This window comes from Brevundimonas vesicularis (assembly GCF_900445985.1).
GTDB lineage: Bacteria > Pseudomonadota > Alphaproteobacteria > Caulobacterales > Caulobacteraceae > Brevundimonas > Brevundimonas vesicularis_D.
The window spans coordinates 1,168,904-1,192,270 of the sequence record NZ_UAQP01000014.1 but is presented as its reverse complement, the minus strand read 5'-3'; the positions used below and the strand labels follow the sequence as shown (position 1 = coordinate 1,192,270).

The window sequence follows — 23,367 nt, the reverse complement described above, 5'->3', positions numbered from 1 at the left end:
TAATGCCTATCGCCTCCCCTCCCCTCGATCTGCTGGTCTTCGGCGGCGGCTATCTGGGACGGGCGGCGGCGCTGGAGGCCATACGCCGCGGCGGACGGGCGACCGCCACCTCGCGCGATCCCGAGCGGCGTCGCGCCCTGGCGGCCGAGGGGATCATGGCCATCGACCCCAGCGATGCGGCTGCCTTGAAGACGTCGCTGGAGGCGGCGACGGCCGTGCTGATCACCGCCGCGCCGGACGCCCAAGGCTGTCCCGGTCTGCGGGCCCTGGGGCCTCTGGCGGGCGACGCCTGGCCCGACTGGATCGGTTATGTCTCCTCCACCTCCGTCTATGGCGACCGGGCCGGCGGATGGGTGTTCGAGGACGGGCCGCTTAACGCCGCCAATCTGGAGGGCGCACGCCGCGTCCGGGCCGAACGCGATTGGCTGGATGGGGCGCAGGGGATGGGGCTGACCGTCCAGATCTTCCGCCTGCCCGGTTTCTACGGGCCGGGGCGCAGCGTGGTCGAGCGGCTCAAGGAAGGCACGGCGAAGCTGGTCAGAAAGCCCGGCCAGGTCTTCAACCGCATCCATGTAGATGACATCGTCTCGGGCCTGTTCGCGTCGATGGCCCGCCCGCGACCGGGCGCCGCCTACAATCTGACCGACGACGAGCCGTCGCCGGCCGATGTGGTGATGGAATGGGCGGCGGATCGGATGGGCCTGCCCCGCCCGCCAGAGGTGGACTGGACCGACGACAGCGTCAGCGAGGCGATGCGTCGCTTTTATCTGGACTCCAAGCGCGTCTCGAACGCCCTCGCCAAGGCCGAGCTGGGCTGGCGGCCCGCCTATCCCAGCTGGCGCGAGGGGCTGGCGACGCTGATGGACGCGCCGCCGCCGCTGCGATTGGTGAGCTGATTACATCACGTCATCCTCGGGCTTTACCCGAGGACCGGGAGCCGATCGGACTGTGCGTAGCCCGTTCGCACGAGCGGCGGATCATCCGGTCCTCGGGTCGAGCCCGAGGATGACGAACGGTAAGGGGCTTAGAACGGCAGCAGATTGCGCTGGCGACTGTAGCTCATGGTGCCGACGTTGGCGCCTAGGCGCAGGCCGACGCCGGTACGGATGGGGGCCAGGACGATGCCGTCGGCGCGCTGATAATTCACGCCCAGGCCCGCGACCAGATAGGCCGAGCCCTCGATGCCGGGATAGCGGCGATAGATCATGTCGGGGTGGTACAGGCCATAGACCAGGGTGAAGACGCGGCTGGCGTTGCCGCCCCAGTCCCAGCCCACCGACGCGCCCTGCCAGAACACTTCCTGAGAGGCCGACAGGTCCTTCATGTGCAGGGCGCCGCGGCCGTAGCGGGCGCCGACGACCACGGCGCCAGAACCTTCCTCGCCTGCGATATAGGCGGTCGGACGGTCGCCCTGGTCGGCGAAGACGCGTTCGATCGCGCCGCCCACGACCTCAGCCGCGATGCCCAGCTCGCGCGAGCCGGCCGAAACTAGTTCATCGAAGCTGTAGGCCTGGGCCGTCTGGTCCGAGCGGATCGGATAGGCGGGATCGCGCGGCGGCGCCGAGGCGCAGGCGCCCAGAGACGAGGCGCCGGCGGCAGTGGCGAGGCCCGAGAGGATCAGTTGGCGGCGATGCATGGAGGGCGCTCCGAAAGGCGACGAGAGGACGGCCGGCTGGCGCGCCGGTCTTGGCCTCACCGTCCCCGACCTTTGCGGCAGCCTTGCGGCTTCAAGGTTAACGGGGTCTTACCGGTCAACGCGCAGATTTGAAGTTGTGGGTGCGCCTCGACTTGTTAATCGTTACTCCCTGATATTTAGCAATCTGAGCGTGTGGTCACATGCTTCACCAACAGAGAGACTTATGATCGCAAGGGCTTCAATCACGGCCGCGAGCCTTAGTCTTCTGGCTTCAGGATCGGCAGTTGCTTGTCCGATTTACATAGATTTGGACCTCAATCGCATACGCGATGCAGACGCTATCGCTGTTGGTAGAGTGATAAATTTTGATCCAGAGCATCCTCAAGAGCAGTCCCGTTTAGATCGGTGGCTCGCACCAAATAGATCGGAACGGAACGCTACGGATACGCGAGAGTGGAAGGCCGCGCGCGTGACCTTCAGCGTGAAAGAAGTTATTTCGGGTGATCTGCCGCCTACCGTCATCGTCGATTGGCCATTTGATTGGAACAACGGTCCTCCTGATCAAATGAGCGGCAACTATCTATTCGCGGTCCAGAATAAGTCAGCTGTGAATGGATATCCCGAACTTACCTACGGCCTATTGCATCAAGGATGCTCAGGTTCCTTCGTTTTCCGACGTGGAAGCGAAGAAGCAAACACCATCAGAGAAATGTACGGGCTATGGCCGGAACGCCTGGAAGCTGAGCCGAAGACGCTATCGGATCTTCTCAAACTGCCATCTGTCCCTTGGTACATTCTTGTGGCTACCGGGATTCTTGCCTTGCTTGGCGTTCAGATCATGGTGGTGTTGCTGCGACGTGACCAGAAATCGCTGCGTGGCTGAATCGTCTTTCGAACACTCGGCTTCCCGCACCTCCGCCGAGACCCAAGCGTCGTCGTCCCAACGGCAACCGTTGCCTCAAGTCCAGCGAGAACTTACCGAGCGGCGGATGACCAGCCAGGCCACGGCGATCAGGACGGCGAGGGTTCCGAACGCCTTGGCGGCCGTCAGCGGGTCCTCGACCACGAAGATTACGAACAGGGTCGTATTGATCGCCAGGGCGATGATCGCCGGCAGGGGATAGAGCGGCATTTTCCACGGCCGTTCCAGATCCGGTTCGCGCACCCTCAGGACGATGACGGCGGCATTCACCAGCACGCTCATCAGCGCCAGCAGCGACGTCGAGAAGGTCAGCAGGGTCTCATAGACCCCGATGGTGGCCAGCAGCCCGCCGGCCAGCACGGTGGCGATCAGGGCCAGACGCGGCGTGCCGTTTGCGGCGACCCGGGTTAGGGCCGAAATCTGATACTCGCGCGCCATGGCGAACAGGACGCGCGGGAACACCATGACCATCGCATTGATGATCGTCACCAGCGACACCAGCGAAATGGCCGTGACGATGGGGCCCGCGACATCGCCGAACACCCGCCCCGCCGCATCCGCCGCCACGAGGTTCGACCCGGCCATCTCGGCCGGCGTCAGTACGTTCAGATACGCCAGGTTGGCCAGCACATAGATCACCGTCACCACGGCGATGCCCGAGAAGGTCGCCCGCGCGATGGTCCGGCCCGGATCGACCACTTCTTCGCAGAAGTAGGAGGCGCTGTTCCAACCATAATAGGTGCCTGAGATCGCCCGCAGGGCCATCACGATGCCGCCGAAGGTCAGGGCCGCCGCCGTCGCCGGCGCGATCTCGGTCGCGACGGGCGCGCCGCGCGGCGCCAAGAACAGGCCGATGATCAGCACGGTGAACAGGGCCGCCTTGACCGCGCTGCCGATCTCCTGCGAGCGGCCGCCGACCTTGGTGCCCAGCCATTGCACGCTGCCCACCACGACGACGATCAGCAGGGCGAGGACGCCGATCGGCACGCTGGTCGCGACGCCCAAGCGATGCAGATATTCGCCGAAGACCACGGCGATGAAGGCGATGCCGCCCATATTGCCCAGCCAGTCGCAGACGCCGACGGCGAGGCCGGTCAACGACCCGAAGGCGCGCCGGGCGAAGATATAGGGGCCGCCCGTCTTGCGGATCGAGGCGGCCAGTTCGACGGTCGACATGGCGTCGATCCAGGCGACCAGACCGGCGACGCACCACAGGGCGATGATGATCGTGGGGTTCTGAACCCCCTCGGCGACCACGCCGGGGGTACGCAAAATACCCTGACCGATGACGCCGCCGACCACGACGGCGACGCCGAACGTCACGCCCAGGACGCGCAGCAGATGGCCGCGATCCGGTTGGGCCGCCTGAGGTTCCGTCGTCATCGCCTATGTCCCCCGCGCCGCCCGAAAGACGGCGCTGCGCTCCCTCAAGCCCGCAGCTTGCCGCCCTGCTTTTCGACCGCTCCGACGACCTTGGCGGTCAGGGCCTCGATCTCGGCTTCTGTCAGGGTGGCTTCGCGCGGTTGGATCACGACCTCCAGGGCGACGGACTTGAAGCCCTCGTCCACGCCCTTGCCGCGATAGACGTCGAAGACGCGCACGTCGGCGATCAGGGCCTTGTCGGCGCCGGTCGCGGCGCGGACCAGATCACCGACCGGCTTGGCGTCCTCGACCACGAAGGCGAAGTCGCGCGTCAGGGGCATGAAGGCCGACAGATCGGCGGTTCCCCGCGCCTTGCCCGACTTCCCACGCGGCTCGGGCACATTGTCCAGCACGATTTCGAAGCCCAGCATGGGGCCGTCGGCGTCCAGCGCCTTCAACACGCGCGGATGCAGTTCGCCGAACTCGACCATCACATTTTTGGGGCCGAGTTGCAGCCGGGCCGAACGGCCAGGGTGCCACCAGTCGCGGTTCTGGCCCTGGACCAGCTGCAGCGAAGCGACCGGGGCGCCGATCTCCTCCAGCAGGGTGTTCAGGTCGGCTTTCAGCGCGAACAGAGCGTCTTCTCCGGCGCCGGCCCAGTGACGGGCGGCGTGCGGGGCGACCAGGCCGGCGATGACCGTGCGCTGATCCGTCGGACCGTCGCTCAGATAGATGGGGCCGATCTCGAACAGGGCGGCGTCGGCGAAACCGCGCGCGGCGTTGCGCGCCGCCGCCTGGATCAGGTTCGGCAGGGCCGAGGGCCGCATGCAGTCCAGATCGGCCGCGATCGGGTTCTCCAGCACCAGCCGATCATCCCCGCCGCCGAACAGGGCTGCGGTCGATTGTTTGGTGAAGGACCAGGTGACGGCCTCGGCGTAACCGAGGGCCGCCAGAGCGCGACGCGCGGTGCGGACGCGGGCCTGGCGGGGGCTCAGCACCCCGCCGGCGGGACGGGTGGCCTCGGGCAGGGGCGTGTCGGGCAGGCTGTCGAAGCCCTCGATCCGCGCGACCTCCTCCACCAGATCGGCCGGACCTTCGACGTCGCGGCGCCAAGACGGCGGGGTGACGAGCCAGGGCTCGGACTGACCGGTCGGCGCGGCCTGAACCAGGAAGCCGAGCTGACCCAGGATGGTCCCGATCCGGTCGTCGTCCAGATCCATGCCGCTGAGGCGCTTCACATAGGCGGGGTCGAAGGCGAAGGGAGCCGGGCTCGCCGGGGGTTCGCCGACGAAGACGATGGCCGACGGCTCGCCGCCGCACAGGTCCAGGATCAGGCGCGTGGCCAGTTCGAGACCCGGCGTGACCGAGACCGGATCGACGCCGCGCGCGAACCGGTACTGGGCGTCGGAATGGATGCCCAGCGCACGGCCGGTCTGGGCGATCACAAGCGGGTCGAACCAGGCGCTTTCCAGGAAGACGTCGGTGGTGGTCTCGTCGCAGCCGGTCGATTCCCCGCCCATGACGCCGCCCAGGCCGATGGGGCGCTCGCCCCCGGCGTCGGCGATGACGCAGTCGGCCGCGGATGCTGCGTAGGTCTTGCCGTCCAGGGCGATCAGATGTTCGTGCTCGCCGGTCGCGGCCGAAACCTGCCCCGCCCGCACCACGATCTCCGTTCCCGACAGTTTGGCGACGTCATAGACGTGCAGCGGCCGGGCGCGGTCATAGGCGATCAGATTGGTTACATCGACCAGACGGTTGATCGAGCGCAGGCCGATAGCCGTCAGACGCTTCTGCAGCCAGGCCGGCGACGGGCCGTTCTTGACGCCGCGAATGACGCGACCGGCGAAGACCGGGCACATTTCGGGCGCCTCCAGCCGCACGCTGATCGGCGAGGGGAAGGCCCCGCGCACCACGGCGATGTCGAAATGTCTCAGCTTGCCGACGCTGGCGGCCGCCAGATCGCGGGCGATGCCTGCGACGCCCAGCCAGTCGGGCCGGTTCGGCGTGACCTCGAAATCGATGACCGGCTCGGCGCCGAACAGGCCGGCGACCGGCGTGCCGACGGGGATTTCGGGCGGCAGCTCCTGAATGCCGTCGCTCTCGTCCGACAGCTCAAGCTCGGAGGCCGAGCACAGCATGCCGTTCGACACCACGCCGCGCACCGGCTTCTCGACCAGGGTCACGCCCAGGCCCGGCACATAGGCGCCGATGGGGGCGTAGATGGTGGTCAGGCCCGCCCGCGCGTTCGGCGCGCCGCAGACGATCTCCTTCATCCCATCGACCGTCTCGACCTGGCAGACCTGCAACCGGTCGGCGTTCGGGTGACGCTCCGCCGAAATAACCTTGGCCACGGTGAAGGGCGCCAGTTTGGCGGCGGGGTCGAGCACGTCCTCGACCTCCAGCCCGGCCATGGTCATGGCCTCGGCGATCTGATGAACATCCGCCTCGGTCTCGAGGTGGTCCTTCAGCCAGGACAGGGTGAACTTCATTGCTGGACGCCGCTCAAGGCCGACTGGAACGCTTCAAGATGTCGATCTTCACCCGTGAAGCCGACGGCGTTGAATGAACAGTTTTCGAACAGGCACATGGCGAACGGCACGGATCCGATCACCTTCTTGCCCATCGGACGAAGCAGCAGATTGCGAACATCGCCTCCGTCGAACCCCATGTTGCAGCCGTCGAAAGCCACGCCGTCGAGGACGAGCATCACGGCCGGTCCCTCGATCTTGCAACGTCGAAACGCACGCCCCTCGACGATGGAGACATTGCTCATCGCCAACTGACGGAAAAAGACCGCCAAAGGGATCTGGATATCCTCGAAGACTTGCTGACGGGCGAATTCGGGCGGGAAAGGCAGGTTTACTGTGGTCATGGGTTCAGCTCAGGCCCGAGGCCGGGTTGGGGGCGGCGAAGGCCGAGAAGCCGTAGTGGGACAGCCAGCGGGTGTCGGCGTCGAACATGGGGCGCAGGTCGGGCACGCCGTATTTCAGCATGGCCAGCCGATCCACGCCCATGCCGAAGGCGAAGCCCTGATATTCGTCCGGGTCGATGCCGCAGTTTCTGAGCACATTGGGATGCACCATCCCGCAGCCCAGTATCTCCAGCCAGTCGTCGCCGGTGTTGAACACCAGTTTCCCGCCGGAACGGTCGCAGCGGATGTCCATTTCGGCCGATGGCTCGGTGAAGGGGAAGTGGTGCGGACGGAACCGCGCCTGGACCGCGTCCAGCTCGAAGAAGCGGGCGATGAAGGTCTGCAGCGTGGTCTTCAGGTGGCCCATGTGGATGTCGCGGTCGATCACCAGGCCTTCGATCTGGTGGAACATCGGCGTGTGTGTGGCGTCGGAGTCCTTACGGAAGGTGCGGCCCGGGGCGACGATGCGGATCGGCGGCTTTTGCGACATCATGGTGCGGACCTGCACCGGCGAGGTGTGGGTGCGCAGCACCTTGCGCTCGCCCGTCTCGGGGTCCGGCTTCAGGAAGAAGGTGTCGTGCATTTCCCGCGCCGGGTGTTTGGGCGGGAAGTTCAGGGCGGTGAAGTTGTGGAAGTCGTCCTCGATGTCGGGACCTTCGGCCACGGCGAAGCCCATCTCGGCGAACAGGGCGATCATCTCGTCCATCACCTGCATGGTCGGGTGGACCCCGCCCTTCCTGCGCGGACGCGCCGGCAGGGTCAGATCGATGCGTTCCGACAGCAGACGCGCATCCAGCTCGGCGGCTTCCAGCGCGGTCTTCTTCGCGGCGATGGCGGCGGCGACGCGGTCGCGCAGGCCGTTGATCATCGGCCCCTGCTCACGGCGTTCGTCGGGGCTCATGGCGCCCATGCCCTTCAGCAGGCCGGAGACGGAGCCGGACTTGCCCAGGGCGGCAACGCGCACCTCTTCCAGGGCGGCGACGGTTTCCGCGCCGCCGATGGCGTTGATCAGGTCGAGTTCGAGTGTGGCGAGATCGGTCATTTGCGCTGTGCCTTAGCGTTCTCGCGCGCGTTCGTCACCCTTCAAGGGGCCGATGCAATGGCCGCAAGCTCCGACGCCGGCGCCTTGTTGGCCGCAACGATCCAGGCGGGCGGTTCGGGCTCCCAGCGGATGGGCCGGTCGTCGGTCTGCATCCAGCGGTGCAGCCACGAGATTCCATTGGCGCGCACATAGGTGTCGGCGTGCTGATAGATCGGATCCGCCAGCGCCTCCTCCAGGGGCACGAAGCGATAGCCGCGCGCCAGATACAGGGCGTGGATCTGCGGATACCAGGCCTGGTTCAGGGTGTTGGCGTGCAGCAGCAGGACCTGCGCCGGTTCACGCCCGCCCGCCACCTCGGCGCTGTAGGGTTCAAAGAAGTCCAGCACCGTCGCCATATGCGCCACATAGGCCTGACCGATGCGCTGCATCAGCGCCTGATCGCCGATCTGCTCGGCCTTGCGATAGACGTCGGCGAACATCCAGTCGTTGTTGTCGAGGGTCACCGGTGCGATCGTATAGCCGCGCTGGGCCAGGCCGGCGGCGATCACGTCGTGCTTTTCCTGTGTCTCTCCTGTGAACAGATAGGGGTGGCGGAACCAGCGCAAGGACTGGCCGCGCGCCTCAAGCGCCTGCCGAACGATCGGCACCCCGGCGTCCACGTCGGCCAGATAGGTCTCAACCGTCGTCGAGTGGATGTTCAGATGGGTGTTGGTGTGGTTGCCCAGGTCCAGACCAGCGTCCAGCCAGACGTTCAGCACGCGCGGCAGGATCGTGGCGCGCTCGGCCTCGCACACCTTGCCCGCATTGACGAAGGCTGTGCCGTGCGTGTCCAGCGGCTTCAGCATGGCGACGAAATCCTGGGTGATCGTCATCAGGCGCGCCGGATCGCACAGGGTCGCCGCATCCGTCTGAAACGGCAGGTCGTCGAAGGTCACGGCGACGCGTCGGTCCTGCGCGGCGGCGGGAGTGACAAGAACGAGGGCGGCAACCAGGCCGCAGATCAGGGTGCGCATCATGCGGCGAGGCTATCGAAGTCGCGTGCGCGAGGGAATATCGCTCGCAGTCCGGACTTTCCATCCGCCTACGGATCGACTGTCGAAAACCCGCCGCGAAAGGTTCATGAACGGCAAAGCTGGCGTTAAATATCAGCGTCTAATCAGGCCTCCGGACTTGCGAGGACCTTGATGCCGCTGATCGGTGATTTCGTCGACTTGATCGCGCCTGTGGCCCCGTCCACGCCGGGCGCCGATGTGTTCGAACGGTTCCAGACCGAGCCGAACACCCTGGCCCTGGCCGTCGTCGATGACGATGGCCGCCCCCTCGGCATCATCGAACGCAACGCCTTCACCCTGAGGATGGCGGCCGAGTTCGGGCGCGCCCTTTATGCTCGAAAGCCCGCCGAAAGCCTGATGGACCGCAATGCGCCGGTGGCGGAGGCGGCGACCAGCGCCGAGGCCTTCTTCCACGCCTACGACGCGGCCGAGCTGGGCGCCCTGCTGACCGGCTTCATCGTGGTGGCGGACGGCCGCTACGTCGGCGTCGGCACGGCGCTGCAGGTGGTGCAGGCCGGCGCGGCCCTGCACCGCCAGCGGGCCGAGGAAATGAGCGCCCTGGTTCGCGACCTGGCGCTGGCCGAGGCCGAGGCCGTCGCCTCCAGCCGGGCCAAGTCCGAGTTTCTGGCGGTGATGAGCCACGAGATCCGCACGCCCCTGAACGGCGTGCTGGGCGTCGCGGCCCTGATGGACAAGAAGCTGGAGCAGGAAGAGCTGCGTCCCTACGTCCGCACCGTCATCGATTCGGGCCAGAGCCTGCTGCGGTTGCTGACCGACGCGCTGGACATGTCGCGCGCCTCGGCCGGCATGCTGACGCTGGAGGAGGAGCCGCTGGACCTGTCGGCCGTCGCCTTCGACATCGACGCCCTGTGGCGCGCGCGGGCCGAGGAAAAGGCCCTGGCCCTGACCATCCGCACCGACCTGGCCGTTCCTTGCGTTCAGGCAGACGGGATGCGGTTGAAGCAGTTGCTCAACAATCTGATCGGCAATGCGCTGAAGTTCACCCTGACGGGCGAGGTCGTCGCCCTGATCGAAAGCCACGCCGACGGCGAGGTGATCTTCACCGTGGACGACAGCGGCCCCGGCGTGCCCGAGGCGGCGGCCGCGACCATCTTCGACCCGTTCAACACCGGCAAGGCCGGGCGCGAGGGGGCGGGCGCAGGCCTGGGCCTGGCCATCTGTCGTCAGATCGCCGAACGGATGGGCGGCGCGATCTCGCTGGGCGCCTCGCCGCAGGGCGGCGCACGCTTCCAGGTGCGCCTGCCGCTGCGCGTCGCCACCGAGAGCACGGCGACAGTCCCCGCCATGGCCGAGCCGACGCCGCACGAGACCCTGCATGTGCTGGTGGTGGACGACAACGCCACCAACCGCTTCGTCGCCGGCAAACTGCTGGAGATGTTCGGCTGCACCTGCGAGATGGCCGAGAACGGGCGCGAGGCGGTGGACGCCGTCAGGGCTCGGCCGTTCGACCTGGCCCTGATGGACATCAAGATGCCGGTGATGGACGGGGTCGCCGCGACGCGGGCTATCCGCGCCTTGCCCGGCCCGGCCGGCGACCTGCCGATCCTGGCCCTGACGGCGAACGCCGACGAGCGCGACGAGCTGGACTATATCGCCGCCGGCATGAACGGCGTGGCGCAAAAGCCGATCCAGCCCGACGCCCTTCTGAACGCCATCCGCATGGTGCTGGCGCAGAGCCGTGTGGCCGAGATCGCAGAGGCCGCCTGAAACGAAGAACGCCCGCCCCGGAAACCGGAGCGGGCGTCATTCTTGTTGCGCTACGCTCGCGACGCGGTCGCTCGCGGCTTGAGCACAGCTCTTACGCCAGGGCGGCGCGGACCTTGTCGGCGACGGCCTTAAAGCCGGTCGCGTCAGCGGCGATCGCGGCCAGAACCTTGCGGTCCAGTTCGATGCCGGCCTTGTTCAGGCCGTTGATGAACTGGCTGTAGGTGAAGCCTTCCAGACGGGCGGCGGCGTTGATGCGCTGGATCCACAGGGCGCGGAAGTTGCGCTTCTTGGCGCGGCGGTCGCGATAGGCGTATTGCCCGGCGCGGTCGACGGCGGCCTTGGCCGTACGGATGGTATTCTTGCGGCGGCCGGAGAAGCCCTTGGCCTGCTCCAGAACCTTCTTGTGCTTGGCGTGCGAGGTTACGCCACGTTTAACGCGAGCCATGTCGCTATTCCTTCAAATTCTTTGGGATGGAGATCAGTCGTACAGCGCGCGCCGATCAGGCGTACGGCATGTAGGATTTGATCTTCTTGGCGTCGGCGTCGGCCATGACCGAGGTGCCGCGGTTCTGGCGGATGTATTTCGAGTTGTGGCTGATCAAGCGGTGACGCTTGCCCGCAACGCCGGCCTTAACCTTGCCAGTGGCCGTGAATTTGAAGCGCTTCTTGGCGCCCGACTTCGTCTTCAGTTTCGGCATTTCAGTCTCCTTTTTGGAGGGCGACCGTCCTTTGGACTGCTTGAGCCCGTGGGAGGTGTCTCTCCAGAGTTTAAGAACCGCCCAGGCATGCCTGTTCGCCTGGCGGTTCGGTACGCGAAGGCGCGGCTTCTACGTGAAGAGCGCCGCCATTGCAAGACGAGTCAGGCCGGGGCTTTGACGCCGCCCTCGCCGCTGAGAATGACGCGTCCGGCATTGATCGCCATCAGGGCCGCCGGGATGGTCAGCAACGCCCCGATCACGAAGGGCCAGTCATGACCCAGCCCCGAGAACAGCGCGCCCGCGATCATCGGCCCGAAGATGCGCGCCACCGAGCTGGAGGCCATGTTCAGACCCAGCATGGCCCCCTGCCGATCCGGCGGCGAGGCGCGGCTGATCATGGCCGAGATGTTGGGCATGGCCAGCGACATGCCGCACGCGCCGATCGCCATCACGATCGGAATGATCCAGCCTTGGACCACCGGGATCGTTAGGGCGCCCAGCTCGAGCCGCGTCGCGGGAAACCAGGCGACCGGGGCCAGCACCTGCAACACCAGCGACGTTCCAAACAGCAGCATGCCGGTGGCCAGCACGCGCGATTCGCCGAACCGCCGCGCCAGCCGCCCGGCGAAGAACCCCTGGTTCAGCGTCGAGACGATGCCCACGATCATGAAACTGAGGCCCACCTCGCGCGCGCCCCACTGATAGCGGCTCTCGGACCACAGACCGAACACGCTCTCCATCGCCGAAAACCCGGCCATATAGATCAGGGTCACGACCAGCACGCGCGACACCACCGCGTTGTCGCGCGCATCCTTCAGGCCCGCCAGGAAGGCCGGACGCGGGGCGGCGGGATCGGCCTTGGCCCGGCTTTCGCGCAGGAAGACGACCACGCCGACCGCCGCGCTCGCCGCCAACGCCGCCGCCAGGAAGATCGGCAGCTGATAGCCCAACCGTCCCAGCTGCGGCTGCGTCAGCAATCCACCCAAGCCCGGCCCGACGATGAAGCCCAGGCCGAACGCGGCCCCGATCAGACCCATCCGTCCGGCCCTCTGCTCGGGCGGGGTCACATCGGCCACATATCCCTGGACCGTCGAGATATTGCCCGCCCCCAGGCCGGTGAACAGCCTGACCGCGATCGCCAGCCAGATGTTGGGCACGAAGGCCAGCATCAGATAGCCCAGCGCATTGGCGATCAGGGTCATCAACAGCACGGGCTTTCGCCCGATCCGGTCCGACAGCCGCCCCCAGAACGGTTCGGCGAAGAACTGACCCAGCGAATAGGCCGAGAACATCAGCGTGATCTGCCACGCCTCGGCCTTCAGGCTCTGGGCGAAAAACGGCAGCAACGGCACCACCAGCCCGAACCCGACCAGATTGATGAACACCGCCGCAAACAGCACGGCCAACGCCGGCGTCTTGAGCTTTGGCGGGGTCGTCCGGGGCGTGGTCATGCCGCAGGCTTAGCTCGGCGTTCGACGACGGAGAAGCGCCATCATCGAACGCGGCCGCCCGCAGATCAGTCGACCGGGTTGTTCGCCTTCAAGAATCTCACGGTCTCATCGAGCATCCGCTGTCGCGTGGCGGCGGTCGACAGCCAGTGGTCCTCGTCATCGAGCGGAACGAGTTCAACGGGCTTTCCGGCTCTGCGTAGAGCATTGTAAAGTCGGACAGACTGGTCGTAGGGCACGACCGTGTCATCTCGACCGTGAATCAGCAACATCGGCGCATCGGCGCGGTCAGCCATCAGTGCTGGCGACAAGGCGTCGAGCGCCGGATCGCCAAGCTTCTCCGCGCCCATGAAACGCATCCAATATCGAACAACCGGGCTCTCGCGTCCCCGTGAGCCGCCCCCCGACCAACGGATCATCTCATTGAGGTCGGAAACGCCCGCCACAGCCACGGCGCAACGGTAGATGCCCGTGTCCAGAGTCGGACCGGCCATGGCGGCGTACCCCCCGTAGCTGGCGCCGACGATACACACCCGCTTGGGATCGATCATGCCTTGCGACGCCAACCAGCGTACGCCGTCTGACAGGTCGGTCTGCATCTTGCGACCCCACTGACCGTAGCCGGCGCTCAGATGAGCTTCACCCAAGCCGTCCGATCCCCGAAAATTCGGCTGCAGCACCACATAGCCCTGAGCGGCAAGCGCTTGCGCCCACCAGTCGAACCCGAAGGTATCGCGCGCGGCAGGGCCGCCGTGCGGCAGCACCACGAGCGGCAGATTACGAGGCCCCCCAACACCCGGCGGCAGGGTCAAATATCCGGGAATCGTCATGCCGTCGGCCGCTGTGTAGGAGACGGATCGTATCTCTCCAACCTGGTTGGCCGCGATGTCGGGATAGGATTGGCCCACGATTTCCGCGACGCCCCGATCCAGATCCACGAGGTTGTACGTGCCGGGATCACCATTTCCGTCCGTCTCGACGATCAGCGATCTCATGTTCGCCGCCCAGCTCTGAATCGACGGATGACGATCCTTGAACGCGGTCCTGACCGCGCGCCAAGTCCGCGCCGCCGCGGGATCAGTGATGTCGTAGACAGGTCCCTCGTCGCTGGTTCTGACCGTGCCGATCAACAACTTCGTGACGGGATGATAGATCAGGCTGTCCGGTTGAGTGTCGAAAGCGAGATCCGTCCACTGGCCGGTTTCGAGCGACAGCTCGCGATATTTGGGTTCGTCGTCTCCTTCGAGTTTGGCCTGAACGATGACCGACTTTGTCGAAGCGCCAAAACCAATCAACGAAGGTTGATCAAGCAAGGCGGTCGTCGACCAGACGCGAGGCCATCCTCCATCTCGCTTGACATCGACGCTCCATGTGCCGGTCTCGGCGTAATATGTGGAGCGCGCAATCGGTTCGCCGGCGCTGTCTAGGAGATAGTTGCCGACATTGCGGCCCCGGGCGATCTGAGTGGCGCGATTGGTGGCGGGGTCGACGCGGTAGAGATCAGCCGTTCCATCGCGCGCATCAAAGGCTTGCGAATAGATGGCCGGGCCAGTCGGCGTATCACGGATAATCGCGCCGCTGATCATGATGCGAGCCAGTTCCGGATTGCGGGCGAAAACCGTCTGAACCGAGCGCGTCGCAAGCGTATAGATGAGGCCCTGCGTGTATTCGCCCTTGCCAGCAGCGAACGGCAATGAGGCGGCGGTGGATGTGGAAATCAGCAGGTAGTCGTTGCCCACCCACGACAGGCCACGCACCTTGTTTTCGATCGAACGAAGCCCGCCAATCACTTGAAGGTTTGACAAGTCGATGATGACCAGGGCCTGCCCAGTTCCGACATTCACCAAATGCGCCAGTTTCGTGCCGTCGGGCGACAAGCGCGGGCTGGAAAACGCCGGGAGCCGGCCGTACAAATCCAACGCAGCGGGTGTCACCGGCGCGGAGGCCGATGCCTGCGAGACGGCGGGCACATCCTGCGCCTGGGCCGGAACACAGCCCAAGGCCAGCACGCTGACAAAAGCCCAAAGCGTTGATTTTGACAGATTCACAGCAGCCCCATCTTCGAATCGAAAGATCCAGAAGGGACACTGTTATTCAAACGCATGACGCCCGCAACCAGAAGGCGCGGGCGTCAGACTCATAAGATGAAGAAGCTTTAGCGCGGGGCCAGTATCATGATCATCTGGCGGCCTTCCATCTTGGGCGAGAACTCGACCTTGGCGACTTCGTCGAAGTCGGCCTGGACCTTGTTCAGCAGCTTCATCCCCAGTTCGGGGTGGGCCATTTCGCGACCGCGGAAGCGCAGGGTCACCTTGACCTTGTCGCCTTCGTCGAAGAAGCGGTGCATGGCCTTGGCCTTCACCTCATAGTCGTGGGTGTCGATGTTCGGACGGAGTTTGATCTCCTTCAGCTCGACGACCTTCTGACGCTTGCGCTGCTCGGCCTTCTTCTTCTGTTCCTGGAAACGGTGCTTGCCGTAATCGAGGATCTTGGCCACCGGCGGCTCGGAGGTGGAGACGATCTCGACCAGGTCCATCCCGGCTTCCTCGGCCGCTTCCAGAGCGGCGGAGGTGGGCATGACGCCCTGTTTTTCGCCGTTCTGGTCGATGAGCAGAACGCGAGGGGCGCGGATATCCTGGTTCATACGCGGCCCGTCTTTCACGGGTGGCGCTTGCATGGGACGGCGAATGGGCGTCGTTTCCTTATGTGGTCAGAGAATGCGTATGTCGTGATGAGCGAATGCACGCGGCGATCGCCACGTTCCCCTCAAGGCCGGCAATATGCGCCGCGAGCCCCGATTTTTCAAGGGTTCGCAGGCGTTTCGACGATGTAGGCGTCATGCAGCGCCAGCACCGCGTCGAAGACGTGATCCACCGTCAGGTCCTCGATCGGCGCGAACTGTCCGCGCGTCTCGTTCGACGCCGCCGTGCGCGTCTTGGGCCCCCACGGCCCATACAGCCACCATTCCGTTGGACCGAACAGACCCAGCGTCGGTCGCCCCAGCGCGCCCGAGACGTGCATCAGACCCGAATCGTTGCCGACGAACAGATCGGCCCGGTCGATGGCGGCGGCCGAGGCCAGGATGTCGCCCTTGCCGACGAAATCGACGCCGCGCGGCCCCGCCGCCTCCAAAGCCGGGGTCGCGGGCGGCCTGTCGCCCGGTCCGCCCACCGGCATGAACCGCCAGCCGTCGAAGCGCGGCTCGGCCTTCAACTTCTCGACCAGCGCGCCCCAGCGGTCGGCGGGCCAGCTCTTGCCCGGCTGATGCGCGATGGGGGCCAGGGCGATTATCGGGCCGGGACCCGCGCCGCCCGCCAACTGCGGATCGATCACGGCGGCGGCCTCGGCCCGCGCCTGATCGTCCAGGAAGATTTCGGGATCCAGCGGCGTCGGCGAACCCATCAGGCGCGACACCATCTCGACCTTGCGCAGGCCCGTCTCCCACGAGCGGTTATAGACGATGCGCCGCTTGGCGGGGATCAGATAGCTGAGCGCCGAACCCCGGATGTCGATCACCAGGTCCCAGCGCGTGCCGACGACCTGTTTCCACAGATCGAGCCAGTGGCCGGACAGCTTCTTCTTGTCGAGCACGATGGTGCGTACGACGCCGGGCGCATTGCGGAAGAAGGGCGCGGGCGGCCGGCCGCAGGCGACGGTGATCTCGGCCCCAGGGACCTGACGCGCGATCTCGCGGATCACGCCCGACGAGATGACGCAGTCGCCGATGCGGTTGGAGGTGACGAACAGGACCTGGGGTGCGGACATGGGTCTGTGTTCCGCCATCGCGCGTCGCGGTCAAGGGTGACGACGGCGGAAAGTCCGGGCAGAACGGCGCCATGACCGACATCCAGCACCTGTCCCGCCCCGATGGCGAAACCCTGGCCTTCAAACGCGTCGACGGCGACGGCCCGACCGTGATCTGGGTCGGCGGCTTCCGTTCGGACATGGAGGGGACCAAGGCCCTGGCCCTGGACGTCGCCGCGCGCGAACGCGGCTGGAACTTCGTCCGCTACGACCATTTCGCCCACGGCCAGTCCTCCGGCGACTGGAGACAGGCCACCATCGGCCGCTGGCGCGAGGACGCTGTCGCCCTGATCGACAGTCTTTCCGGCCCGGTCATTCCGGTCGGCTCCTCGATGGGCGGCTGGGTCTCGCTGCTGGCGACCCTGGCGCGGCCGGACCGGATCAAGGGCCTGGTCCTGGTCAATCCGGCCCAGGACTTCACCGAGCGGCTGATGTGGCCCGGCCTGGCGGACCACGAGCGTCAGGCCATCCTGCGCGAGGGCGAAACCCTGATCGTCGAGGAGGGTCTGGGCGAATATGTCCTGACGCGGCGCATGTTCGAGGAAGCGCTCAACTGGCTGCTGCTGGACGGCGTGATCGACGTCGCCGCGCCGGTTCACATCCTGCAAGGCCGCGCCGACGACGTCGTGCCCTGGCGACATCAGGTCGAGCTGGTCGAACGTCTGACGGGCGGCGACGTGCGCCTGGACCTGATCGAGGGCGGCGATCACCGGCTTTCGACGCAGGCGGACCTCGACCGACTGGTCGCGGCGGTCGAGGCGATGCGAACCTAGATCCTCTCCCGTTCACGGGCGAGGGGGACCGCGAAGCGGTGGAGGGGGCGAACGCATCTTCGTTTCGAACGGCTCGCACCTTGCGCGCTCCGCCCCCTCCACCATGCTGCGCATGGTCCCCCTCCCCCGCTGACGCAGGGGAGGATCGTGTCAGCGGCCCCCCGTCAGCGCCCCATACAGGTCCGTACGCCGATCGCGGAAGAAGCCCCAGGCCGCGCGGTATTTGTCCAGCTCGTCCAGGTCGAAGCGGTGCACCAGCACCCCCTCCTCCTCGGCGCCCAGTTGCTCGACCAGTTCGCCCTGTTGGTCGGCGATGAAGGAATGGCCGTAGAAGGTCTGGCCGACCTCGGTCACGCGCTCATGGCCGATCCGGTTGGCGCCGACGACGGGAACCGCATTCGATACCGCATGGCCCTGCATGGCGCGCCGCCAGGGCTCGGCGGTGTGCAGGGTCGCATCATGCGGCTCGGTGCCGATGGCGGTCGGATACATCAGGACATCGGCGCCCATCAGCATCATCGCCCGCGCCGCTTCCGGGAACCACTGGTCCCAGCAGATGCCGACCCCGACCTTGCCGAAGCGAGTCTTCCAGACCTTGAAACCCGTATCGCCCGGCCGGAAATAGTATTTCTCCTGATAGCCGGGGCCGTCGGGGATATGGCTCTTGCGATAGATCCCCAGCGCCTCGCCGTCCGCGTCCAGCATGACCAGCGAGTTGTAATATTGTGGCCCGTCCTTCTCGAAGATCGAGACCGGAATGGCGACGCCCAGGTCCTTGGCCACCGGCGCCATGGCCACAACACACGGATGTTCGCGCCATTCATAGGCCTGGCTGAACCAGTGCTCTTCCTGTGAGACGCAGAAATACGGCCCCTGGAACAGCTCCGACGGCAGGATCACCTGCGCGCCCCGCCCCGCCGCCTCGCGCACGAAGGCGATGGTCTTGTCGATGTTCGCCTGCATGTCCTCGCCATACGAGGTCTGGATGCCGGCGACGGTGATGGTTCTCGGAGTGGCGAGTGACGAGTGGCGAGTGGCGAGGGAAGTCATTTCGTGCGCTCCTCGAGCTTGGAGATGAGGCCGGAAAGCATACGGCTGATTTCGTCGGCGGCTTCGAGCAATCGCGCGAGCGCGGCCTCCTCGATATAGGCCAGCCTCTGGGCAAGGATGAGTTGGGTTTCCACCTCGGCCAGAGAACCGCGGGCGATGGAAAGGAAGCGCAGAAAATCAGGTGTGCTGCGACGCGCGCAACCTTCGGCAATGTTGGAAGGTACGGACACGGCCGCGCGCCTGACCTGACTGATCAGGCCGAACCGCTCGTCGGATGGCCAAATGCGGCTTTCCTCATAAACAAGCTCAACCCAAGTCAGGGCTTTCTGCCAGACGAGCAGATCACGGTAGTGGCGGACCTCGCTACTCGCCGCTCGCCACTCGCCACTCATTGCGGCTCCTGCTGGGAGATGCAGTGGAACGACCCGCCGCCGGTCAGGATGGCGTTGGACGGCAGCGGAATGATCTCGCGATCGGGGAAGGCGTCCTTCAACGCCTGACAGGCCATGTCGGCGGCGCGCGCATCGCCATAGGTGGGAACGATCACCGCGCCGTTGGCGATCAGGAAGTTCATGTGACTGGCCGGGATCGGGCGTTCGTCCTCGTCCAGCACCAGGCCTGGCGACGGGATGCGCACGACCTTCAGCCGACGGCCCGCCGCATCGGTCACGGCGGCCAGATCGCGCGCCGTCGCGTCATAGACGTCGGCGTTGACGTCGTTCGTCCCCCAGGCGACCGGGCAGGCGACCACGCCCGGCGCGACGAACCGCGCCAGATTATCGACGTGCCCGTCGGTGTGATCGTTCAGCAAACCGTCGCCCAGCCACACCACCACCTTGGCGCCGACCGCCTTCTCCAGCGCCGCCGCCGCGACGGCCTCATCCTGGTTCCAGGCCGGGTTGCGGTTCGGGTTCAGCAGGCATTGGCGCGTGGTCAGGACGGTCCCCTCCCCGTCGTGATCCAGCGACCCGCCCTCCATGACAAAGTCGTTCCAGGTCAGGTCCACGCCCGCATGTCGGCCGATCTGGCCGGCGACCAGGTCGTCGCCCGGCATGTCGTATTTCCCGCCCCAGCCGTTGAACTTGAAGGCGGCGGCCGTTTTGGATCCCGCGCCGAAGATCGGCCCGGTGTCGCGCAGCCAGACGTCGCCGAATTCGCCGGGCACGACCTCGACATTCGCCACGCCGGCAAAGCGCGCCTGGGCGTCGGCCAGAACTTCGGCCTTGCCGACCATCAGCTTGACCTGCTCGCGACCCGGACCGGCCAAAGCCCGCACCAGACCCTCGACCTCGTCCTGCGCCTGCTCCAACGCCTCGAACCAGTATTCCGCATGGCTGGGCCAACCCACCCACATGGCGCGGTGCGGCGCCCATTCGGCGGGGATGGCGGCAGCAGTCGGATCGGTCATGCGGGCGTCCTCAAGAAGGGCCGAACTGGAAGCCGCGCCATATGGCCCCAAGCGCCCCCGACTTCAACGTCGGCCACGAAAAAGGGCGGCCCGCGAACGGACCGCCCTTCTTCTGGAGATCGTGCGTCAGATCAGAAGGAGATCTTGGCGCCGACTTTGATCTGCCAGGTGGAGGCCGGCAGGATTTGTTGCGGACGACGGGCTTCGTCGCGCGGAGCGTTGTTCGTGCCGCCCTGCGCCAGATTCGGCGTCTGCAGTTGCGAGTAGTTGTAGACCGCGCCGGGAGCGCCGCAGTTCGCGGTGGCTCCACCCGCCGTCTGGCAGTTGAGGACGACTGTGCCGACGCCGCGATAGAACGGATACTGCTCGGTCACGCCCCACTTGTCATTGAGCAGGTTTCCGAAGTTCTCGACGTCCATATACAGCTTGATCGTGCCGGTAGGGACGAACGCGACCGGGATTTCCTGCGACAGGCGCAGGTCAACCGTGGTCACCGCCGCCGAGCGGAAACCGTTACGCGGGGCGATCGAACCCGCGTACTTGATAAGGCCGGTGTTGTTCAGGAAGGCGTTGAAGTCCGTCAGATTGATGCCGGTATAGGTGATGCGCGGATCGCTGGTCGCGGTCACGACACCGTTGGCGTCCGTCTGCGGCACATAGAACAGCTGGTTCGAGGTGCCGAAAGCGCCCGAATAGGACTGCGGCACGGCGTTGCCGAAGTCGTTGTCGAAGTTGCCCGAACGGCTGTTGTGATAGACGAAGGAGTAAGGCAGGCCCGAACGACGCTGAGCGAAGACGTTCACCGAGGTTTCGTTGTCGCCGAACAGGGCGCGGGCCCAGCTGACGTTTACCGACAGGCGATTGCGGACTTCATAGTCCGAGGTCGCCAGGGCCGGGTTGTTGTGGTCCGACGAAGCGAAGCGAACGAACGAGGAGTCAGGCTGCGAGCTGGTCATCGGGTTGCCGTCTTCGGCTTCCGTGTAGGTGTAGGTCGCGCGAACGTCGAGGCCCTCGAAGACGCCTTCCTTCCAGCTCTTCTGGGCGGTGATCGCCGCCGAGGCCGAGTAGCCGCCGTCCTTGAGGTTGGTCAGCAGCAGATCGAACTGGTTGGCGCCGATCGTGCCGGTCGTGGTGCGACCGTAAACGGGGCGACCGTCCGGTGCCGTACCGGTCTGAAGCGCGCGCAGGTCCTTGTAGTACAGGGCGTTCTCAAACTGGTTGTAAAGCAGGTCGGCTTGCAGACGGAAGTCTTCGATCAGCGGCAGGCGGAAGTCGCGCGCCACGGTCAGGTTGTATTTCCAGGCGCTAGGCGTCACGAAATCGGGGTCAAGAGCGACCACGTTGCCGTTGCCCGGCGTGAAGGTGCAGTTTGCCCCGGCAGGAACTTGCGACAGGTTGGTGATGCCCGTCAGCGGGCCAGTGCAGACCGAGTTGGTGATGCGCGCGCCGTCGTTGCCGAAGGGGTTGCCGATCTGCACGTTGGTGCCGATGGCCGAGAACCGGCCGATGCCGCCCGACACCGTCCACTCGCCCGGCGTCCAGTTGAAGCCGAAGCGCGGCAGGAACAGATCCTGACCATCGAGGTTCGCAGTGTTTGCGAAGCCTTGGCGCGACACGAAGTTGGCGTTCAGCACCGGCGCGTCATCCATGGCGAACCAGTCGTAACGCAGGCCATAGCTGATGCGCAGATTGTCCGTCACTTGCCAGTTGTCTTCGGCGTAAACGGAGTTGAGGTCGTAACCGAATTCGACCGCACCATTGCGAGCCGTACCGAAGGTGGCCGGAACGGTGCCGCCCGCCGGATTGACGGCGCCGCGAATGAACAGGCTGGCGGCGTTGCCGTTCACGAAGTCGTTGTAGCTGTTGAAGGTCCAGGTGCCCAGCGACTGGGAGACGAAGACGTTCAGGAAGTCGCGCTTCTCCGTGCGGATACCGGCCAGGAAGTCGTGCGCACCGAGATTGTAGCGCGCGATCAGCTCGGCGTTGGTGTTCTCGCTGTACAGATAGTTGTCGTGACGGAAGTTGTCGGCGCCGAACTGAATCTGCGGCGTGCCCGAGCCGGCCAGAACGCCCGGCAGGTCAGCGACATTGACCGTGACTTGGCCGACGCCCAGTCCGCCCGTGGGCAGTTGGGTGGTCTCGGTTTCCTTGTAGCCGACGCGCAGTTCGGTCGAGAAGTTCGGCGTCCACTGCGAGTTCAGTTGGGCGTTGTACGTCGTGAGACGCTCGTCCTTCAGATACTGCGTTGATTCCAGGCCGACCCGCGGCGTGGTGACTGAGTCGCCGTTCGGGAAGACGGAGCTGGTGCTGCCGTTGAACGAGGTGCCTTGGGTTTCCTGATAGGTCAGGGCCAGACGGTGGTTCTCGTTGATGTTCCAGTCGACCTTGGCGAGGTATTTCTCGTCGTTCACCGGCGGAGCGTTGCTGACGAACGAGCCGGCGTCGTAGCCGTAACGAGCCTGCGCCGCCTGACGGAAGGTTTCGATCGCGCCGGTCGTGATGCGCGGAACTTCGGTAGAGAAGCCCGATCCGACGGGACCTTCATCCAGCGAAAACTCGGATTCGAACTTCTCATAGGACAGGAAGAAGAACAGGGTGTCCTTGATGATCGGACCGCCCAGCGTCGCGCCCCAGGTTTTTTCCTTGAAGGTGCGGACGTAGGGGATCAGGTTGTTGTAGCCATAGGCCAGGTTGGGCGCGCCGTTCAGGCGGGTGCGGTTGTCATACCCCCAGTAGCGATCGCCCAGCATGGCGTCGTCGCTGTACTCATAGAAGGCCGAACCGCTGAAATTGTTGGTGCCGGACTTGGTCACGGCGTTGATCGAACCACCGATGAAGCCGTTGTTGATGACGCTGAAAGGAGCGGCCGAGACATTGACGGCTTCGACGGCGTCGAGCGAGATCGGCGAACGTTGCGTCGGATAGCCATTGCCGTTCAGGCCGAACTCGTCGTTCTGGCGAATGCCGTCGACGGTCAGCTGGTTCAGGCGCGTGTTCGTGCCGGCGAACGAGAGAGCATCTTCGTTCGAAGGGTCGATCGTCGCGAACGGATCAAGACGCGCGGTGTCCTTCAGATCGCGGCTGATCGAGGGCAGCGAGCCGATCGTGTTCGCGCCATAGTTGGAGGCCGAGCCGGCGCCGAAATCATTGGCGAAACGACGCGTGCCGACCACAACGACGTCGGTGACGGTGTTGGCGAAGAGTTCGATGTCCGCATTGGCGGGGTCGCCGACGCTGATGCCGGACAGTTGCGCTTCGCCCGAACCTTCAGCGGACGACGCCGTGATCATGTAGGGTCCGCCGACCCGCAGGCCGCGCGCCGAGTAGAAGCCATTTCCATCCGCCACGGTCGTCGCAGTCGTGCCGGTGGGCTGGTGGACTAGCGTGACGGACGCGCCAGCCACGCCGGCGCCGTCGGCGCTCAAAACGCGGCCGCGAATGGCGCCGGTGGTTTCCTGAGCATATACCGCAGTCGAGGCGGACATCATGATGGCGACGGCCGAAGCGCCGTACGCCAGTTTGCGGAAGGTCAT

The 23,367-nt window shown here is 65.6% G+C and carries 20 protein-coding genes; 4 read left to right on the top strand and 16 right to left on the bottom strand.

Annotation, left to right across the window (positions count from 1 at the left end; genetic code table 11):
• The first annotated feature begins 2 nt into the window (after positions 1-2).
• Entirely contained in the window at positions 3-896 is an 894-nt protein-coding gene (locus tag DT343_RS14905) for an SDR family oxidoreductase (protein WP_112863484.1), read from the top strand.
• A 128-nt stretch (positions 897-1,024) separates the two neighbouring features.
• Here DT343_RS14905 and DT343_RS14900 read toward each other — a convergent pair whose 3' ends face one another.
• Positions 1,025-1,636, bottom strand: coding sequence for a DUF1134 domain-containing protein (locus DT343_RS14900; RefSeq protein ID WP_112863483.1), 612 nt, complete (start codon positions 1,634-1,636; stop codon positions 1,025-1,027).
• A 469-nt stretch (positions 1,637-2,105) separates the two neighbouring features.
• Here DT343_RS14900 and DT343_RS17285 point away from each other — a divergent pair, with 469 nt between their 5' ends.
• Complete coding sequence (locus tag DT343_RS17285; RefSeq protein WP_146756768.1) at positions 2,106-2,519, top strand: hypothetical protein; 414 nt, start codon at positions 2,106-2,108, stop codon at positions 2,517-2,519.
• Between the two features lie 75 nt (positions 2,520-2,594).
• Here the strand turns inward: DT343_RS17285 and DT343_RS14895 are convergent, their stop codons facing one another.
• From DT343_RS14895 to DT343_RS14875, 5 genes are read right to left on the bottom strand one after another with little or no spacing between them, the layout of a single operon-like run.
• The gene (locus tag DT343_RS14895) at positions 2,595-3,941 is read right to left on the bottom strand and encodes an APC family permease (RefSeq protein WP_112863482.1); all 1,347 of its coding nucleotides are present in this window, start codon (positions 3,939-3,941) and stop codon (positions 2,595-2,597) included.
• Between the two features lie 44 nt (positions 3,942-3,985).
• On the bottom strand, positions 3,986-6,409 hold the full coding sequence (pheT, locus tag DT343_RS14890) for a phenylalanine--tRNA ligase subunit beta (protein ID WP_112863481.1): 2,424 nt from the start codon (positions 6,407-6,409) through the stop codon (positions 3,986-3,988).
• Positions 6,406-6,792 (bottom strand): hypothetical protein, encoded by a 387-nt coding sequence (locus DT343_RS14885; protein WP_112863480.1) that lies wholly within the window; start codon positions 6,790-6,792, stop codon positions 6,406-6,408. Before DT343_RS14885 ends, pheT begins: the two co-directional genes overlap by 4 nt.
• A 4-nt stretch (positions 6,793-6,796) precedes the next feature.
• On the bottom strand, positions 6,797-7,873 hold the full coding sequence (pheS, locus tag DT343_RS14880; protein WP_091748933.1) for a phenylalanine--tRNA ligase subunit alpha: 1,077 nt from the start codon (positions 7,871-7,873) through the stop codon (positions 6,797-6,799).
• 41 nt (positions 7,874-7,914) lie between these two features.
• A complete protein-coding gene (locus DT343_RS14875; protein WP_112863479.1) occupies positions 7,915-8,889 on the bottom strand; it encodes a polysaccharide deacetylase family protein in 975 nt (324 codons plus the stop codon).
• Positions 8,890-9,057: 168 nt separating this feature from the next.
• Here DT343_RS14875 and DT343_RS14870 point away from each other — a divergent pair, with 168 nt between their 5' ends.
• Complete coding sequence (locus DT343_RS14870; protein ID WP_112863478.1) at positions 9,058-10,653, top strand: ATP-binding protein; 1,596 nt, start codon at positions 9,058-9,060, stop codon at positions 10,651-10,653.
• Between the two features lie 91 nt (positions 10,654-10,744).
• Here the strand turns inward: DT343_RS14870 and rplT are convergent, their stop codons facing one another.
• The 6 genes from rplT to DT343_RS14840 all read right to left on the bottom strand — a co-directional run bounded on the left by rplT (position 10,745) and on the right by DT343_RS14840 (position 16,564).
• Positions 10,745-11,098, bottom strand: a complete 354-nt coding sequence (gene rplT, locus DT343_RS14865) for a 50S ribosomal protein L20 (protein WP_017506327.1) — start codon at positions 11,096-11,098, stop codon at positions 10,745-10,747.
• Between the two features lie 55 nt (positions 11,099-11,153).
• Positions 11,154-11,351 (bottom strand): 50S ribosomal protein L35, encoded by a 198-nt coding sequence (rpmI, locus tag DT343_RS14860; RefSeq protein WP_003166435.1) that lies wholly within the window; start codon positions 11,349-11,351, stop codon positions 11,154-11,156.
• A 161-nt stretch (positions 11,352-11,512) separates the two neighbouring features.
• Positions 11,513-12,802, bottom strand: coding sequence for an MFS transporter (locus DT343_RS14855; protein ID WP_112863477.1), 1,290 nt, complete (start codon positions 12,800-12,802; stop codon positions 11,513-11,515).
• Positions 12,803-12,867: 65 nt separating this feature from the next.
• Positions 12,868-14,847, bottom strand: coding sequence for an alpha/beta hydrolase family protein (locus tag DT343_RS14850; RefSeq protein WP_146756767.1), 1,980 nt, complete (start codon positions 14,845-14,847; stop codon positions 12,868-12,870).
• 107 nt (positions 14,848-14,954) lie between these two features.
• Positions 14,955-15,476, bottom strand: coding sequence for a translation initiation factor IF-3 (infC, locus tag DT343_RS14845; protein ID WP_112863475.1), 522 nt, complete (start codon positions 15,474-15,476; stop codon positions 14,955-14,957).
• 125 nt (positions 15,477-15,601) lie between these two features.
• Entirely contained in the window at positions 15,602-16,564 is a 963-nt protein-coding gene (locus DT343_RS14840; RefSeq protein WP_112863474.1) for a glycosyltransferase family 9 protein, read from the bottom strand.
• A 71-nt stretch (positions 16,565-16,635) separates the two neighbouring features.
• Between DT343_RS14840 and DT343_RS14835 the strand changes: the two genes are divergently transcribed.
• Entirely contained in the window at positions 16,636-17,376 is a 741-nt protein-coding gene (locus tag DT343_RS14835) for an alpha/beta fold hydrolase (protein ID WP_112863473.1), read from the top strand.
• Positions 17,377-17,526: 150 nt separating this feature from the next.
• Here DT343_RS14835 and aguB read toward each other — a convergent pair whose 3' ends face one another.
• The 4 genes from aguB to DT343_RS14815 all read right to left on the bottom strand — a co-directional run bounded on the left by aguB (position 17,527) and on the right by DT343_RS14815 (position 23,367).
• The gene (aguB, locus tag DT343_RS14830; protein WP_112863472.1) at positions 17,527-18,426 is read right to left on the bottom strand and encodes an N-carbamoylputrescine amidase; all 900 of its coding nucleotides are present in this window, start codon (positions 18,424-18,426) and stop codon (positions 17,527-17,529) included.
• A complete protein-coding gene (locus DT343_RS14825) occupies positions 18,423-18,818 on the bottom strand; it encodes a four helix bundle protein (protein WP_112863471.1) in 396 nt (131 codons plus the stop codon). Before DT343_RS14825 ends, aguB begins: the two co-directional genes overlap by 4 nt.
• Positions 18,815-19,834: an agmatine deiminase family protein gene (locus tag DT343_RS14820; RefSeq protein WP_112863470.1), complete on the bottom strand. Its 1,020-nt coding sequence runs from the start codon at positions 19,832-19,834 to the stop codon at positions 18,815-18,817. The genes DT343_RS14825 and DT343_RS14820 overlap by 4 nt, the downstream gene beginning before the upstream one ends.
• Before the next feature lie 131 nt (positions 19,835-19,965).
• Entirely contained in the window at positions 19,966-23,367 is a 3,402-nt protein-coding gene (locus DT343_RS14815; RefSeq protein ID WP_181669204.1) for a TonB-dependent receptor, read from the bottom strand.